The 16930-nt window shown below is 61.4% G+C and carries 15 protein-coding genes and 5 tRNA genes; 8 read left to right on the top strand and 12 right to left on the bottom strand.

Annotated features, from left to right (window positions below):
* Positions 1–175: 175 nt before the first annotated feature.
* Positions 176–1402, bottom strand: a complete 1227-nt coding sequence (locus RT131_RS03095) for an EAL domain-containing response regulator (protein WP_313170124.1) — start codon at positions 1400–1402, stop codon at positions 176–178.
* A 192-nt stretch (positions 1403–1594) separates the two neighbouring features.
* Here RT131_RS03095 and RT131_RS03090 point away from each other — a divergent pair, with 192 nt between their 5' ends.
* From RT131_RS03090 to RT131_RS03065, 6 genes are all read left to right on the top strand, one after another.
* Positions 1595–4648, top strand: a complete 3054-nt coding sequence (locus RT131_RS03090) for an ATP-binding protein (RefSeq protein ID WP_313170123.1) — start codon at positions 1595–1597, stop codon at positions 4646–4648.
* Between the two features lie 707 nt (positions 4649–5355).
* Positions 5356–5431, top strand: a tRNA-Ala gene (locus tag RT131_RS03085).
* A gap of 51 nt (positions 5432–5482) precedes the next feature.
* Positions 5483–5558, top strand: a tRNA-Glu gene (locus tag RT131_RS03080).
* Between the two features lie 135 nt (positions 5559–5693).
* Positions 5694–5769 (top strand) — tRNA-Ala (locus RT131_RS03075).
* A gap of 51 nt (positions 5770–5820) precedes the next feature.
* Positions 5821–5896, top strand: a tRNA-Glu gene (locus RT131_RS03070).
* A 180-nt stretch (positions 5897–6076) separates the two neighbouring features.
* On the top strand, positions 6077–6352 hold the full coding sequence (locus tag RT131_RS03065; protein WP_313170122.1) for a hypothetical protein: 276 nt from the start codon (positions 6077–6079) through the stop codon (positions 6350–6352).
* Positions 6353–6620: 268 nt separating this feature from the next.
* On the opposite strand, the gene RT131_RS03060 is transcribed toward RT131_RS03065, so the two are convergent.
* Positions 6621–6707, bottom strand: a tRNA-Leu gene (locus tag RT131_RS03060).
* Positions 6708–6829: 122 nt separating this feature from the next.
* Between RT131_RS03060 and RT131_RS03055 the strand changes: the two genes are divergently transcribed.
* Positions 6830–7198 carry a response regulator gene (locus tag RT131_RS03055; RefSeq protein ID WP_313170120.1) on the top strand — a complete coding sequence of 123 codons (369 nt, stop codon included), beginning with the start codon at positions 6830–6832 and terminating at the stop codon, positions 7196–7198.
* A gap of 137 nt (positions 7199–7335) precedes the next feature.
* On the opposite strand, the gene RT131_RS03050 is transcribed toward RT131_RS03055, so the two are convergent.
* From RT131_RS03050 to RT131_RS03020, 7 genes are all read right to left on the bottom strand, one after another.
* Entirely contained in the window at positions 7336–9711 is a 2376-nt protein-coding gene (locus tag RT131_RS03050) for a Tex family protein (protein ID WP_313170226.1), read from the bottom strand.
* A 114-nt stretch (positions 9712–9825) separates the two neighbouring features.
* Positions 9826–10041 (bottom strand): hypothetical protein, encoded by a 216-nt coding sequence (locus tag RT131_RS03045; protein ID WP_313170118.1) that lies wholly within the window; start codon positions 10039–10041, stop codon positions 9826–9828.
* A 127-nt stretch (positions 10042–10168) separates the two neighbouring features.
* A complete protein-coding gene (locus RT131_RS03040; protein WP_313170116.1) occupies positions 10169–10603 on the bottom strand; it encodes a hypothetical protein in 435 nt (144 codons plus the stop codon).
* Between the two features lie 57 nt (positions 10604–10660).
* Positions 10661–11035 (bottom strand): DUF5329 domain-containing protein, encoded by a 375-nt coding sequence (locus RT131_RS03035; protein ID WP_313170115.1) that lies wholly within the window; start codon positions 11033–11035, stop codon positions 10661–10663.
* On the bottom strand, positions 11032–12099 hold the full coding sequence (locus tag RT131_RS03030; protein WP_313170114.1) for a class III poly(R)-hydroxyalkanoic acid synthase subunit PhaC: 1068 nt from the start codon (positions 12097–12099) through the stop codon (positions 11032–11034). Before RT131_RS03030 ends, RT131_RS03035 begins: the two co-directional genes overlap by 4 nt.
* Positions 12096–13244, bottom strand: a complete 1149-nt coding sequence (phaE, locus tag RT131_RS03025; protein ID WP_313170113.1) for a class III poly(R)-hydroxyalkanoic acid synthase subunit PhaE — start codon at positions 13242–13244, stop codon at positions 12096–12098. Before phaE ends, RT131_RS03030 begins: the two co-directional genes overlap by 4 nt.
* Before the next feature lie 54 nt (positions 13245–13298).
* Positions 13299–13913 carry a phosphatidylcholine/phosphatidylserine synthase gene (locus RT131_RS03020; protein WP_313170111.1) on the bottom strand — a complete coding sequence of 205 codons (615 nt, stop codon included), beginning with the start codon at positions 13911–13913 and terminating at the stop codon, positions 13299–13301.
* A gap of 155 nt (positions 13914–14068) precedes the next feature.
* On the opposite strand from RT131_RS03020, the gene RT131_RS03015 reads away from it, so the two are divergent.
* Positions 14069–14734, top strand: coding sequence for a class I SAM-dependent methyltransferase (locus RT131_RS03015; RefSeq protein ID WP_313170110.1), 666 nt, complete (start codon positions 14069–14071; stop codon positions 14732–14734).
* A gap of 4 nt (positions 14735–14738) precedes the next feature.
* Here RT131_RS03015 and RT131_RS03010 read toward each other — a convergent pair whose 3' ends face one another.
* From RT131_RS03010 to RT131_RS03000, 3 genes are all read right to left on the bottom strand, one after another.
* Positions 14739–15227 (bottom strand): 8-oxo-dGTP diphosphatase, encoded by a 489-nt coding sequence (locus tag RT131_RS03010; RefSeq protein WP_313170108.1) that lies wholly within the window; start codon positions 15225–15227, stop codon positions 14739–14741.
* Positions 15228–15281: 54 nt separating this feature from the next.
* Positions 15282–15788: a DUF1249 domain-containing protein gene (locus RT131_RS03005; protein ID WP_313170107.1), complete on the bottom strand. Its 507-nt coding sequence runs from the start codon at positions 15786–15788 to the stop codon at positions 15282–15284.
* Positions 15789–16005: 217 nt separating this feature from the next.
* Positions 16006–16827, bottom strand: a complete 822-nt coding sequence (locus RT131_RS03000) for a pyruvate, water dikinase regulatory protein (protein ID WP_313170105.1) — start codon at positions 16825–16827, stop codon at positions 16006–16008.
* Positions 16828–16930 lie beyond the last annotated feature (103 nt).

The raw sequence follows: 16930 nt of genomic DNA, 5'->3' as shown, positions 1-16930 counted from the left end.
CGCACCGGCGTCCGACCCGACCGGCCTGCCCAGACCCGCACGCCAGCCCCCATCGCGTGGCCAGAAAGTAAGCCGGGTGCAAACAGCTAAGGCCGCAATCAGGTAAGAGCGTCTGGCTTACAGAAGCAGATCGTCCGCGGCGCTATCATGGTGAGCAGACGCCTTCCGCATCAGATCAGTCCTGACGTGCGACGTACTGCAGATAGTCCGCCTTGGGCATGGCACGAGCATGCAGGTACCCTTGGGTGGTGTGGCAGCCCAGGCTGCGCACCATGTCCAGGTCCCGATAGGTTTCCACGCCCTCGACGACAACCGTGGCAACCATCTGCCGGGCCATGGCGATGGTGCTGGCCAGCAGGCAGCGGGCATGCGCGTGATCGCGCGCCTCCACCAACATGCTGCGGTTGATCTTCAGCTCGTTGAAAGGCACTTGCAGCAATCTGTCCAGAGATGAATCACCGCTGCCAAAATCGTCGATGGCACAATTGAAACCACGCAGCCGCAATTGGGTTACAGCACCAGCAAGCGCGGGATTGCAGCGCTCACCACCATCTTCCGTGATCTCGATAACCACCCGGCTCGGATCGACTCCTGCATGATAGGCATGATCAGCAACGCTCTGTGCCCAGTGAACGCCGGTAGCTATGCATGCCGGAACATTCACCGCCATCAACAAGGACGATTCTGAATCTTCCGCAGCGATGCAGTCGAACGCGCAGGACAGCATGTAGCTGGTGAGCGACTCCAACAATCCTTCGCGCTCCATTGCGGGAAGAAACTCCGCCGGTGCCAGTACCGAGCCATCTGCCCGGTGCCAACGCGCGAGGATCTCGGCACCACGCAGCACACCGGTGATTGCGCAATGCTGAGGTTGGAAATAGGCCTGGATCTGTTGCTCCAGCAATGCACCGCGCAGTTCCTCACGCGAAAACCGCTGTGCGGAGCGCTTCACCGGTGCGGCGTCATGGGCTGACGTCGGCGACTCGACCGCGGCAGCAACGATGTTCCGCACCTGCTCCGCCTTGAGCGGCTTGCGCAGAGCGGCTGCCACGGCCAGCCCGCGATGGCGTGCATACGCCGAGGCCGCGTTCAGTATCCTGCTGGGCTGACTGCTTACGATCACCAGCCTGACATTACGGCAACGCTCGGCCAACAGGTCGATCACCTGCAGCCCCGTGAGGTCGGTGATATCCAGATCGAGGACAATCAGGTCCCAGCTGCGATCACGCAATGCAGCCACCGCCCGCGCACCATCCAGGGCCGAAATGACTTCAGACACCCCTGATTGACGCAACACCTTGGCCATCGGAAGATGCTGCAGTTCGTTGCTGTCTACCACCAGCGCATTCTGGATCATCCGGGCTTCCGGTTGGGGTGATACGAACTGGGCAAGAGCGTTCATGGGCGATGTCTCCACGCCAGAAGCGGCGATATCAGGGAAAGGGCTGTTCTCGATGGAGTCATTCTTCCAGTGCGGCCGTCCGGCCTACATCGGCCCAGTCCTAATATTCGTGTTGCAAGCTTCAGACAACGCCCTGAAATCGGGCTTTTCACCACACCAACCGGCTGTTGCCAAACGTGAGTGGAATCTCAAATGGCTTCTGAACCAGGCAATGCCGGGAACGACACACGCCCTCACACGCCTACGCGGGCCAACGCCCTGAAACTTCTGAGCCGCCACCAACGCGCCCTGTTGTACGTCGGGGGCATCGTCACGACGCTGATCCTGGCCGCGGTGACAATCGTGGTCATCCATTCGCAGATCAAGGACTACATCGCCGAACGGCATGCCGACCAGGGCGGCCGTCGCATCGCTTTGCAGTCGCTGTTCGCGGTACGCGAGGGGGCAATCCGCGTCACCACCGCACAGGAAGAACACGCCTGGGAATCGCGTCAAAAGCCTGACCCCGACCTTGTTCTCAGGTTTACCGAAAGCCGCGGTCGCATGACGATCCAGCGTTCCGCCAACTCTCCGCCCGTGCTGGTTCTGGGAGATGCGGATCGGGGCCGTGCGCTGGAAAGCCTTGCGCCCTATCTGAAACTGGCTGATGAAGTCAGCCATCAGGCCGGCACCTTCGCGCGCGCATTGAACGCTTCCATCTACTTTTCCAGCCCCGACCACAGCTTCCTCGGAGCGGGCCCTCTGCCGGACGCCAACCTGCTTGCCCGGCACCAGGAAGAGTCCACCTCCGCTCTCATCCAGCGCTTGACGCCAGGCCAGTCAACCACCGCCGGGGGCGGAGGTGTGCCCACGTCGACAGGCCCGGTTTGGTTGCCCGTTGCCGATGACCCCCTCACCGGCCGGCCTTCGTTGTTGCTGCAACAGCGGGCATTCGCAGACTCCGAGGCATTTGCGGTTTTCGTGGCCTCCTACCCTGTCGAACTGGTGACGACCTTGCTCGGCTCGACACAGACCGACGAGTTCTGGATGATCGCCGATCGCCGCGGGGATCTTCTGCTTGGCGCCGAACAACCCAACGTCCGCGCGATTGCCCAGCTCCCTGTCAGCCATTGGGCCGGCGCAGCACCCGCGGAAAAGCGCGACAGGTTCGAGAGGATGGACGGGCGATTTGTCGCCACCGATCCGGTTTCTCCGGCCAACGGCGGCTGGCAGCTGATCCACACTTTTTCCTGGCGGACGATCATTACCGCATTGTGGCCAACCCTATTGGCTTATATCGGTGCAATGTTGCTGGCGATAGGGTTTGTCTGGGCCGTCCTGCTGCTGATTGAGCGGAAAGTGTTCCGCCCCGGCTATGTCCGCTCGGAACGAATTGTCGAGAGCGAGAACCTGAACCGGACGATGGTCGAGACTGCCCCTTTCGGTCAAGCGCTTCTGTCGGCTTCAACGGGCGAAGTGCTACTTAAGAATACCGTCATGACCAGCTATGCGAACGCGCTGACCGAAACAGCGCGCCCGCTACACCTGGGTTTTCTTGACGCTTTTCATGAACATGATACGGCCAGCATCGCTTCCCCCGGCGTGGAACTGAGCGTCCTGACCCGCGAAGGAAACGAATGCGCGTTATTGGTAAGCGTGGTACCGACCAAGTACCAGGGACGCGACGTACTGTTATGCAACTTCACCGATATTACCCTGCGCAAGAAGGTTGAACAGGAACTGCAGAACGCCCGCGCCGCCTCCGAAGCAGCGAATGAAGCGAAATCGACTTTCCTGGCCATCATGAGCCATGAGATCCGCACACCGTTGAACGCCATCCTGGGCAACCTGGAGTTGCTGGAACGCACTTCGTTGACGGCCGAACAGCACAGTCGACTACATGCCGTCACCTCATCGTCCTCTGCCTTGCTCAATATCATCAATGACATTCTGGACTTCTCCAAGGTCGAGTCCGGACAGATGACCATCGAGTCGATACCTTTCGACCTGAAAGAAGTGACACAGCAGTGCATCGATATGTTCTCGCCAATGGCGCAGGCCAAAGGCCTGGGCCTGGATCTGATCATTGGCGACGAGATCCAGCCACGCTACATGGGTGATCCCACACGCATCCGCCAGATACTCTTCAACCTCATCAGCAATGCGATCAAATTCACCGACACGGGTGACGTACTGGTTGAAGTCTACCTCCAGGATGACAACGCTATTGACTCGGCCATAGTCCTCGGCGTGAGCGATACCGGCATCGGCATGAGTGCAGCCCAGCAAACAGCCCTGTTCACGACGTTCTCCCAGGCCGACTCCACCATCGCGCGACGCTATGGCGGCACCGGACTGGGGCTGGCGCTCTGTCGACGCCTGGCCGAGCTGATGCACGGCGCCATCCTGGTGAAGAGTTCACCAGGCAACGGCAGTACCTTCATCGTCACCTTGCCTCTAGCAGGCGCAGCGGGCGCCCCCGCCCTGGCCGCATCACCCGACGCGGCGGGTCTCGTACAAACGGCCGCACTGCATGTTCTGGTGGTTGATGACCATCCCGCCAATCGGAAGCTGCTGCAGCTTCAACTGGAAGCACTTGGATGCAGCGCAGAAACGTTCGAAGACTGTGGTACAGCCATTGCCACCTTCAACGACCAGCCCTATGACCTGATTCTGACTGACCTGAACATGCCCGGCATGGATGGCTTCACCTTCGCAAGTTGTCTGCGTAACCGCGGGGTTGCCACCCCCATCATCGCAGTCACCGCACATGCCTCGGACCGGGACCGAGCGCGCAGCAGGGAAGCCGGTATCAGCGGCATCCTGATCAAACCAGTTCTGCTGGAAACGCTACGCACAACACTCGCCCAACTTGGCAAGCCCCGCGCGCCATTAGAAACCAACGAAGGCCATTGGGACATTGCCACCGGCATGCTTCCCGCAGAGGTGCACGCCCCCCTGCTGGCCTCGCTTCAGGATTCCGTCACCGCAATCCGCCAAACCTTGGACTCAATCGGCGCGAATGGCCTGCAACCGAATAGCGTCCATCACCACACCGACATCATCGGCAAGCATCTGCATTCGCTGCGCGGCGCATTCGCCTTCATCCACGAGACGGACATCGCCCGGCAATGCGCAGCGATGGAAACGCTTTTGCAGCATCAACAGCTGGACCGACTCAAACAGGCACTTAGCGATCTTGGTGCTGCGGCAAATGCGGCACTTGCGCGCAGGCGAAAGAGCCCCCCTTCCTCAAAAGACAACTAGAACCAGCAGGAAGTCGCCCAAGCAGCGCACAGTGGCACGGCATTACCTTATCGAAGCCAACCTCACGCGCCACGCTAACGGCACGCCTGATGAACCTTGTTGTCCCAGATGCTCGACATCTTGAAGTCGCGCTTCAGTCCTGCCTTGGCATAAGCCCGGTCCCGCCCTTGCCGTGCCACCTCACAGGCGCTCGCTCTTGACGGTGCCGCCGGCTGTTGCCGCACTGCCCGAACAGCCGCCGCCGGCCTCGGCGTCTTTCCCCGCAATGGATACCGAACCGCGTCCTTAGGCGGGACCACGGCCGCATCCTCGGCACCGGACACAAAAGCCCTGCGTTCCAGCTCAGCGCCTTCGCAGGCAGCCTGCTGATAGGAATACCCGTCCGCTGTCCGGCACTTGTAAACAAAGAATTCAGGCCCGCCGACTCCCTGGACAAGCAGACAACTCAACACGACATGGAGATAGGCTGCCACGGCTGCGGCTCCAACTGACTGACCCTGCCCCAACTTGCCACCCTGACCCTGCACGCGATGCAGGTCGGCGACGTAGCCGGGCGTCAGACTCGTCCGCGATAACGGTCAGCGGCAGGTTCGGCGGCCTTTCAGTGGCATCTCATGGAATGAAGAAATTTCTTCACAAATCGCTTGCGGTAAATGTGAAGCCCCGCTATTATTTCTTTCTCGGCAACGACGCAACAACGTTCCACCGGGGCCATAGCTCAGCTGGGAGAGCGCCTGCATGGCATGCAGGAGGTCAGCGGTTCGATCCCGCTTGGCTCCACCAATCCAGGCCTTAGGCCGTCTGGATCTACAATTTGAGATTTGAAGAATACGCGTCCCCATCGTCTAGAGGCCTAGGACATCACCCTTTCACGGTGGCGACCGGGGTTCGAATCCCCGTGGGGACGCCATTCATCAGGTACAAACGGACCCAGCCGTATCGGGTCTTTTTTTATCGAAGCAATCTTCCCAAGGGATTGCACAGGAAGAAGAAAAAGCTTCCAATTCGGTAAAAAGCCGCTATAATGGCGGGCTAGCAACAACGTGGGGCCATAGCTCAGCTGGGAGAGCGCCTGCATGGCATGCAGGAGGTCAGCGGTTCGATCCCGCTTGGCTCCACCAATCCAGGCCTTAGGCCGTCTGGATCTACAATTTGAGATTTGAAGAATACGCGTCCCCATCGTCTAGAGGCCTAGGACATCACCCTTTCACGGTGGCGACCGGGGTTCGAATCCCCGTGGGGACGCCATTTCTAAAAAGCTCCGGGCAATCGGGGCTTTTTTCTTGCCTGCGATTTACAGCAGCGCTGCCCTGCCCGCCCAGGCCGAACACAGAACCCAACCTCCAGCGAGTCCTTCATCGACAGCCAGCATCCCGCGCCAGCATACTTGAGCGCTATTGGGGCGCGGGCAACGGCAAGGATCAACCAATGAACATGAAAGCACTCGCCATCTTGTTGGCCGGAGCACTTCTAGCGTTCGCAGGGACGACGCTGCACGCCAACCACCTCTTTGCGGAACGCTCGCAAACGCCCGACCCGAGCAAAGGCGAGATCATTGAGTTCAAGGTAAAAGGATCGGATCGCACGGTTTACATCACCAACGGCGACCGCATGCAGCATTGGTCGATTCTCGGCGCCGGGATTCTATTGTTCCTGCTGGGCGCCAAGGGCGGCGCCCTGCAGCGAAACCGCGTACAGAACTAAGCCCGCAAGCAGCTGCATACCTTTGTGGGAACGAACGGCGTAAGCCGCGAAGCCACGGATCCAGAAGGCGGCAGCGTGATGCCCGGATATCCCCACAATATTGCCGGCTTCGCGGCTTACGCCACTCCCACATCGATGCTGCAGATCGAGGCATCGCCGGGAGAGCCCTTGCCGAGCATGGCTCGGCACTACTGGACAGCACGTCGCAATTGGAACTGCCGGCCAAATTTCAGGCAAAGAAAAAGGCACCGAAGGTGCCTGTTTTCTCTGGTGCCGAAGGGGGGACTCGAACCCCCACGCTTTTAAGGGCGGCGGATTTTGAATCCGCTGCGTCTACCGATTCCGCCACTTCGGCTGGCAGGAGCGGAATTATAGCGAAGCTTTGTCCAATTGGGCAGGCCTTGGTGGAAAATATTTGTGTAATACCTGTTTCGGCGACTGGCTATACTTCGACCGATCCAGATACAGGGGAGAACGATGGGCTCGCTCGAAGGTACGAGGGTGCTGGTCGTGGAGAACGACGAGTTGAATGCCATGCTGCTGCAGATGCAGCTGGAGATGGAAGGCATGCTGGTGGGCGGCGTCGCTGCCACGGTCAGTGCTGCCTTGCAGATGATCGATGAGCTGCAGCCCCAGCTCGTGTTCCTGGACTATTGGCTGGCATGCAACGAGAACAGCAGCCCGGTTGCCGAGTGTCTGCGGCAGCGTGGGATTCCATTCCTGGTAGCCACCGGGATGGAAATCGATCAGCTGCCTGCAGTGTTCGATACCGGCGTGAAGCTCTCCAAGCCTTACACCGGCAGCGATCTGAGCCAAGCGCTGCAGCGTGCGCTTGCTCCGGCTTGAGATTCCAGGTTGTGGGAGCGGCGTAAGCCGCGAAGCAGATGGATCATCGATCGGCACTGATGCGCTGAACCTCCACATTGCTAGCTTCGCGGCTTACGCCGCTTCCACGGGATTGATGGAGCTCTGCGGCAGCTGACTCAGCTGCCGCGTTTTGCCCTTGCGAATGCATCGGCCAGTGCATTGTTGGCCGGCGCCGCAGACACTGCCGGTCGGCCACCGCCATTGCCTGGATTGCGCTGACCGCGCTGATCCCGATCGCGCCCGCCGCCAGCAGCACGCCCCTGCCCTGCGCCGCGCTCATCGCGCTCGGTTCTTTTGGCCGGGGCGGGCGTATCTTCAAGGCGTCGGGTCAAGGCGATGCGCTTGCGTGCGACGTCCACCTCCAGCACTTTGACCTTCACGATATCGCCCGCCTTGACCACGTCGCGTGGATCCTTGACGAACGTATCGGACAAGGCGGAGATATGGATCAGGCCGTCCTGGTGCACACCGATATCGACGAAGGCACCGAACGCGGCAACGTTACTGACAACGCCCTCCAGGATCATGCCTTCGCGCAGGTCCTTGATGTCCTCGATGCCCTCGGCAAAACGCGCGGCCTTGAACTCGGGGCGCGGATCGCGGCCTGGCTTTTCCAATTCCTTGAGGATGTCACGCACGGTCGGCACACCAAACTTGTCGTCGGTGAACTGTTCGGCCTTCAGGCTGCGCAGGTAACTGCCGTCGCCCAACAACGCCTTGATCGGCTTGGCAGCGGCAGCGACGATGCGCTCGACCACGGGATACGCTTCGGGGTGAACCGCAGAGGCATCAAGCGGCTCGTCGCCATCTGCAATCCGCAGGAAGCCGGCGCATTGTTCAAAGGTCTTGTCGCCCAGGCGCGGCACTTTCAGCAGGTCCTTGCGGCGCTTGAACGGGCCATTCTCATCGCGGTGACGGACAATATTCTCGGCAACCGTCGATGACAAACCCGATACGCGCGTCAACAGCGCGGCCGAGGCGGTGTTGACGAACACGCCGACGGCATTGACGCAGTCCTCGACACGCGCATCCAGCGCCTTGGCCAGACGGAACTGGTCGACGTCGTGCTGGTACTGGCCAACACCAATGGCCTTGGGCTCGATCTTGACCAGTTCGGCCAGTGGATCCTGCAGGCGGCGCGCAATCGACACTGCACCACGCAGCGAGACATCCAGGCCCGGGAATTCCTTGGCGGCAAACTCGGAGGCCGAATACACCGAGGCACCGGCCTCGCTCACCACCACCTTCTGCAGCTTGGGATTGGCACAGGCGGCGATTGCCTCGCCTGCCAGCTTGTCGGTCTCGCGGCTTGCAGTCCCGTTGCCGATCGCGATCAATTCGACGTTGTGCTTGATGCACAGCTGCTTGATGGTCTGCAGTGACTGCTCCCACTGCCGGCGCGGCTCATGCGGGTACACCGTATCGGTGGCCAGCAGCTTGCCGGTGGCATCGACGACGGCGATCTTGCAGCCGGTGCGGATGCCCGGATCCAGCCCAAGCACCGCCTTGGGACCGGCCGGCGCTGCCAGCATCAGATCCTTCAGGTTGTCGCCAAATACCGCAATCGCCTCAGCCTCGGCTTTTTCGCGGGCCTGGTTGAACAGGTCCAACAGCAGGTGCATATGCAGTTTGGCGCGCCAGGTCAGGCGGCAGGCGTCCAACAACCAGCGATCGGCCGGGCGATCCTTGTTGGCGATGCCTGCGTTGAGCGCTACCCGACCTTCCGCATACTGGTGGCCGGCCTCGGCGTCGCTGCCCGGGTCCAGTTCGAGGAAGATGAACTCTTCGCGTCGCGCACGGAACAAGGCCAGCAGGCGGTGCGAAGGAATCTTCGCCAATGCCTCGGCATGATCGAAATAGTCACGGTATTTGGCGCCTTCGGCCTCCTTGCCTTCGGCAACGCGGGCGCGGATGATGCCGTTTCCTGCCAGCCAGTTGCGCAATTCGCCAACCAACGCAGCGTCTTCACCCCAGCGCTCCATCAGGATGGCGCGTGCACCTTCCAGTGCGGCCTTGGTATCAGCAACGCCCTTTTCCGCATTTACAAAACCGGCGGCGAAGACCTGTGGGTCCAACATGGGATCGCCGAGCAGGCCATCGGCCAGCGGCTCCAACCCCGCTTCGCGGGCGATCTGCGCACGGGTCCGACGCTTCTGCTTATAGGGCAGATACAGGTCTTCCAGACGCGACTTGGTGTCGGCGCCCATGATCTGCTCACGCAGCACATCGGTCAGCTTGCCTTGTTCATCGATGCTGGACAGCACGGCGCGGCGACGATCTTCGAGTTCGCGCAGGTAGGTCAAACGACTTTCGAGATTACGCAGCTGGGTATCGTCCAGGCCGCCAGTCACTTCCTTGCGGTAGCGGGCGATGAACGGAACGCTGGCGCCCTCATCCAGCAGCGCGATGGCCGCCTTGGTCTGAGTGGCTTGTGCGCCGATCTCGTCGGCGATTGTCTGCGCGATCTGCTGCGCGAGCTTGATGTCTTGCATTGCCGGTGCGGTAGCCACGGTGACGGAAGCTGCCATTCTGGCAATGCGCGGGCCTGGGCGAAAGCCGTTGACAGCACGCGCCGGACCTGCCGCCCGGCACGCGCGCCCGACTACTCAGGCCAGATGCTGATACAGCCGTTGGCTGGCGATGTCATCACGCAGGTCTTCCAGCACCATGACCCGCATCGAGCCCCGGCCAGTCACACTCATCATCCGTTCGACGTAAATTTCCGGGCCATGCTCGGTATCTGCGCGGGTTTTGCTGAAGCCGTAGGGCAACACACCCTTGTCGCCATCCTTGCTGCCACCGATATAAAGAACAATTGCCATGGTGGGTCGTGCTCCTGTTGGATCTGTAACAGGTGCAACGATACGTGGTGGCGCGTTACAGAGATGTACACAAAAGGTTGTCATTTGATGTCAGCGCTCGCGGCGTGGACATGAATGTCACCGTTTTTCAGCGACTGCCAGGCCACCAGCCACGGCCATGCATGGCGTAATGATCGGCCGCGCGCTCGAATGGATTACGCACACTGACACCGCCGCACAACAGGTAAACCGGCAGGAACAGCGGACCCAGCACCAGATACTGGAAAACATGCGCACGTTCATGGTCACCGAGGCGCACGCGCGGATGCAGGCAACGGCCCGCGCGATGCTCGTAGGTCAGGCACAAGCCGTCCAGATCGTCGCCAGTGTGCAGAATCACCATGCCGAAGGTGATCGCACCACCGGGCCCCCAAGGCCAACGTCGGAACACCAACGCGCACTCCCTGTGGCTCCAATACGGACGCGCACCGGCAATGCTACCCAGCGCACCGCCGATCAAACCGACCACGGTATTGGGCGAGGTCCACACGCCGCCCAGTATGCGCAGCCACATTGGCACCATTGCGAGCTGCACCTGGCTCAGGTTCGCAGCGCGGTTGTGGTATGTGGCACGTGCATGTCAGCCGGCCGGCGCACGCAGGCGCCGCAGCTGCTGCAGGAACCACGCCGAGGCATCCTGCTCCGGCACGCCGTTGCAGGACACCTTGTAGGCCTTGCCGCTCATGCTGCTGCGGCTGGCCGCGCGCTCGATGAACTGCTCGCTGCTGTCCACCAGGTCACGTTTGAGCAGGTAGTCATATTTCCGCTGCAGATGACCGCGTGCAGCCACGGCGTCATACCAGCTGCCATTGCGCTGAAAGCGGCAGCCGGAGTTTTCCAGCGCCTGCATCAGGCCGTTGATCTCGCGTTGGGTTGCCGCACTGGGGGCAGCATCTGCCGGCAGCATGACCACGGCGAGGCTTGCAGCCACCATGAAATTACGGATCAGCTTCATGCGCGCTCACTCAACCAGTCATCGATGGCGCCAGGCACCTCGCGCTGGGCACGCCCCGACACATAGATGCCGATGTGACCACCGCGAAACCCCAGCTCGGTGTAGTCCTTGCTGCCGACCTGCGCCCGCATCGCCTTGGATGCAGCCGGCGGCACCAGGTGGTCCTGCTCGGCATAGATGTTCAGGATTGGCATCTGCACCTGCGCCAGATCCACGGCCTCGTTACCGATGCGGATGCTGCCGTTGATCAGGCCATTGGCTTGATAGAACTGTTTGACGAATTCCCGGAACGTCTCGCCGGCCAGATCGGGTGAATCGAAGATCCACTTCTCCATGCGCAGGAAGTCTTCGAGCGCCTGTTTGTCGTCGAGGATATCCATCAAACCCACATACTTCTGCACGTTCAAGCGGAATGGCTTGAGCATCAGGTAGCTGGCGTTCATCAGATCGGCGGGGATATTGCCCAGGGTATCGACGAACAGATCCACATCCACGTGCCGGGCCCAGTGCGAGAGCATGTTGTCCGCGGTGTGGAAGTCGACTGGCGTGACCATGCTGATCAGGTTCTGCACCTTGTGGGGACGCAGGGCGCTGTAGCACAGCGCGAATACGCCACCCTGGCAGATGCCAAGCAGGTTGACTGGCGCCCCCTCACGCTGCGAACGCAGGTGATCGACCGCACCGTCTATATAGCGCAGCAGATAGTCTTCCAGGGTCAGGAAGCGCTCCGAACGATCCGGGTAACCCCAGTCCAGCACATATACATCCTGGCCGAGCGCCAGCAGTTTCTGTACCAACGAACGGCCATCCTGCAGGTCGACCATGTAAGGCCGGTTGACCAGGGCATAGACAATCAACAGAGGCGGTTTGCGGGTATCGGCTTTATCGCTGACGAAGCGATACAGCTTCACCTTGCCGTCACTCCACACTTCCTGGCGCTCGGTGACGCCATAGTCCACGTCTTCAACGCCCGGTAGCAGCTTCAAGCCATCGACCAGCTTGCGCTGCCATTGCAGGGCCTCCTGCAGCAGGTCGTCATTGCCAAAACCCAGCGGACCCTTCACTTGGCGCTCCTGCGCCGTGCCGGCGCTGCTTTCGAGCTGGCAGCGGCCACGGACTTCCTGGCTGCGACCTTCTTCACCACAACCTTCTTCGCTACCGACGTCTTGGCCGCAGGCTTCCTGGCAGATTTTCCGGCAGCGTTCTCGATAACCGGTTTTGAGGCCTTTGTTGCCGCCGGCTGCGGAGCGCGCTTCATCGGTTTGGCCGCTGGTTTGGCCGTCGACGGCGCCGCTGACTTGGCCGCTGGCGCGGAAGGGCCAACCTGCTGAGTAGCAGCAATCAAACGCCGCACCTGCCGTTCGAGCTCGGCGATGCGCCGATGTGCCGCATCCATTTCAGTACGGGTTGGCACACCCATCGCATCGCAGGCTCGTTCCAGCTCGCTCTGCGAGGCGGCGCGCAAACGCATCTGGGCATTGGCCAACTCGCCGTAGATGCGTTGGAAATCTTCGGAGAGCGCCACCTTTGCATAGGCCTCCTCAGCGGCATCGATCCATAGATCGAACATCGCACGCGCACTGGTCAGCTGGCTGCCGGGAACTTCGTGCTCGGCCAGCTTGGCCTCGAAGCGCTTGAAGGCATCGTCCAGAACGCTGCGGATCGTATCCACATAAGCTTCGGCACGCGCCTGGTATTCCTGCTGGATCTTCAGCAAAGCCTGCCAGCGCGCCTGGTGCTCGCGAGCCGGGCCAAATGCCGGTGCGTTCAACCAATCACCACCGCCAAAGCCGCTTTGCGCGGCCTTGGCGAACTCGCGCAACCAGGGTTGATCATTCAGTGCATTGCCTCCGCGTGCAGCGCCCAACATCCACTGCAGCAGATCATCGCCCTGCCCCGCCTGCACGGCTTCACGCCAAGCGCCGGCAACTTCCGCCGCCGAGGTGTCCTTGCCGGCAAAGCGCGCGGCGACCTGCTGCATCATGCCCAGCCAGTCGCCAGCCTGATGTTGGAAGCGCGCGCCCAGCGCCTGTACTTCCGCAGGGGTGTCCGTGCTGACCAGCCGGGTCCACTGGGCAATGCTTTCACGCCAGGGAAAATCGCTGCCTGCGGCTGCACCCGGGCCTTGCATGGCCTGTGACCATGCGTCCCAGTAGCCGCGCATGCTGGCTTCAAAATCCGCGTTGTCGTTGCTGCCTGGCGCCGCCATTGCCTTACTCCCGGGATACCCGCTGATGATAGCAATGCGACCGGGCTACCGGCGTCAGGGCTTGGGAATCCGCAGCGTCTTGCTGATCATCAAAGAGCCCGACAGCGCGAACAACAGGACCAGCGGATGCAGCTGCCACGGACCCAGCTGCCAGCTGCCACCCCATAGCAGGGGGCCGATCGCGTTGAAATGCGCCGCCAGCGCCAACACGATCACCAGCGCCAGGCTGGTAGGGATCGGCGTACCTTCAAAATACGGCACCTTGTCCGATTCGCCGGCAATCTCTTCGGCAGTCACGTTGTAGCGCGCCAGACGGCTGACGCCGCAGCAGACGAAATAGCTGAGCACCACCCAATCCCAGCCACCCTGCATGCCACAGGCATAGGCCAGCGCCGCTGGCGCCACGCCGAAGGAAATGATGTCTGCCAGCGAGTCCAGCTCGCGCCCCAGGGTTGACGAGGATTGCCGCCAACGCGCCACCCGGCCATCCAGCGCATCAAAAATGAACGCCAGCGGGATCAAGGCCATGCCAAACATCAGGAAGCCGCGCTGACCGTCCTGCAGGAAGCGCATTGCCGCGAACACCGCACCGGTGCCGCAGAACGCGTTGCCGAGGGTGAACCAATCCGCAAGCTGGAACTCACGGAGCATCGAGAAATGGCGTTTCATGGGAACTCGCGGTGCATGGACCGCAACAGGGTACCGCGCGCGCCTGAACGATGGACAGTACCCGCGCCAAGCCGCTCGGACGTGAGGTTCCCAAAGATCGCCAGGATCGCTAAGGTGCCGCAGGACCCAGCCATCGCCACGTCTCAACCACCCACATGGACACAGACGAGATGCTGGATACCCCAACCCTGGCCGCGCAATTGCGGCAGCCCCATGGCGATGCCGCGCCTGCCGTCGCCGACTCGATGAACCGCAGCAACGCTGGGCTCAACCACGCTGCCATCGATGCGCTGGCGGTACGGCCGGAAGAGTTCGTGCTGGAGATCGGCCCCGGCAACGCGGCCTTCGCGCCGGCGCTGCTGGAAGCGCCGGGCAGCCGCTACCTCGGCATCGAACTGTCGCTGGAAATGGTCCATGCGGGCAATGCCAGGCTCATCGCGGCAGGTTTGGCCGACCGAGCGGCCTTGCAGCTCGGTGATGCCAATGCGCTTGCGCAGGACGATGCCACTGTCGACGCCGTGCTGGCGGTCAACACCAGCTACTTCTGGCCCGTCCTGCTGCCGGTACTGGGCGAATTTGCGCGCGTGCTGCGCCCGGGCGGCAGGCTATGCCTCGCTTTCGGCGACCCTATATTTATGCGCACATTGCCTTTCACTGCACATGGCTTCCATCTGTACAGCCGCGACGAGTTCCAGCACGCCCTGCACGCGTCCGGACGATTCACTCGCCCGTCTTGGCACAGCCATCAGGAAACCGGCACCAGCAACGATGGCCGGCAGCTGCGGAAGCACTTCCACATACTGCTCGCCCGGCGTCGATGAGCGCCTACAGCCGGGTATAGCTCCAGGACTGCATGCGCCCATCGCGGTAAGGCATCACGCCGTGGAACGGGCGCGGGTCATCGTCAAATACCAACGGCAGGAAGTGGCGGTCGCCCTCCCATAGCGGCAAGGATTCCAGCTGATCCAACGCCACCCATTCCAGCGTGCCTTCCCGATTAACCTCCATCGGCGTGCCGGTGTAGTCGTCGATGACGAAGATGAAGGCAAACCAGTCCTCACCATTCTTGCCGAAACCGGGCCAGCTGATGCTGCCGCGCAAGCGCGTCGTGCCGCATTCGATACCCGCCTCTTCAAGGATTTCACGATGCATGCAGGCGAGGATGTCCTCGTCGGCTTCCATCTTGCCGCCCAGCCCGTTGTACTTGCCCAGGTGCATGTCACCGGGACGGGTATTGCGGTGAATCATCAAGGCCTTGCTGCCGTCGGCAGACAGCACATAGCCGAGCGTGGCCATAATCGGGGTATACGGCATAGCGACAACCGGAACCAGAGGGGCGTGCAGTATGCCCGATGCGCGCGCCGCGCCTCAGCTCGGCAGTACATCCATGCGTCGCATAGGCACGACGGTCTCGTCGACACGGCGCAGCGTGGCAATGCTGTGACCGCGTTCAGCCAGATATTCCAGCCATTTCCCAAGGAAGGTATTCATGCGCATGCGGTGGCTGATCAGCGCTTCCGGCGGTGGATACATGCCCATCACGTCCTGCCAGCGCCGGCCCACATAGCAATGCGTCGTCTCGGCCTGGCGTGCATCACGGTAAAGACGCACGAACGCCGATGGATCCGGCTCACCGGTGACCGGATCGCACAGGTCATAGGTCAGGCGCAGCTCCACCGTGTAGCGGTGGCATTCGATCACATCCAGGCGCAGGTCCAGACCATCGCCGATGCTGGAAAGGTGGCTGCCGACATGCAGCCGATCCGGCGCGAACAGGCGCATCAGATGATCATGGTTTTCCGCATACAAACCCATCAGCCAGCCGAGCCGGCTGAGCCTGGGGATGCGATCGATGCGGGAGAGTGCGCCTGCCATGGAGCCGATCCTACACGCCGAGGCGTGCAGGTGGCATCACCGGTAGTGCCGAGCCATGCATCGGCAGATGCTTTACTCAGGAACCCACCTGTAGTGCCGAGCCATGCTCGGCAGGGGCGTTACCGATAGAGCCCCTGCCGAGCATGGCTCGGCACTACCTGGGTCTGCTCGTAATGCCTCTGCCGAGCACGGCTCGGCACTACCGGTGGTGCTTGGCTCAGAACATTTCGCGCTGCAGGCTCAGGGTGCTCAGGACCTTGCTGGAGATCTCTTCGATGGAGGTGTGCGTGGTGCTCAGGGTCGGGATGCGCTCCATGCGGAACATGGTCTCGGCAGCGGTGACCTCGCGCTTGCAGGTTTCGAAGCTGGCGTAGCGCGAATTCGGACGCCGCTCCTGGCGGATCTGCTGCAGGCGCTCGGGGTCGATGGTCAGCCCGAACAGCTTGTTGCGATACGGACGCAGGCGTGGCGGCAGGCGATCCTGCTCGAGGTCTTCCTCGGTCAAGGGGTAATTGGCCGCGCGGATGCCGTAATGCAGTGCCAGGTAGATACAGGTCGGAGTCTTGCCGGCGCGCGACACAGCAACCAACACCACATCGGCCTCGTCATAGTTCACGGCGATGCCGTCGTCGTGGCTGAGCGCAAAATTCATCGCGTTGATGCGGCGATGGTAGGTATCGAAATCCACCATGCCATGGGCCTGACCCACCTTGGAGTGCCTGGCGGCACTCAGCTCCTGTTCCAGCGGCCCGATGAATGGGGCAAAGACATCCAGCACCAGGGCCCCGCTCTCCTCCAGGATCAAGCCGAGGCTGGAATCCACGCAGGAACTGATGACGATCGGACGCACCTGGTAACGCTCGCCGGCGGCCCGGATGCGCGCCGCCGCCTCGTGCGCCTTGTCGGTATCGTCCACGAACGACATGCGATCAGTCACGAAACTGAAGCCATTGAACTGCGTCAGCAGACTGTGGCCAACGGTCTCGGCGGTGATGCCGGTACCGTCGGAAACATAGAAAACCGGCCGGATTGCCGTCATGAAAGCTCCCTTCAGAGTGTGAACCTGACCACAGGTCAAGCGTGATGACCTAGCCTGTCCCGAAAAAGACAAGCACAAGACAAAGTATTGTCACAAGCTTGTG

This window comes from Stenotrophomonas sp. (assembly GCF_032066555.1).
Taxonomy (GTDB): domain Bacteria; phylum Pseudomonadota; class Gammaproteobacteria; order Xanthomonadales; family Xanthomonadaceae; genus Stenotrophomonas.
Note: the sequence above shows the minus strand (reverse complement) of the source record. Positions and strands in the feature narration are given on the sequence as shown.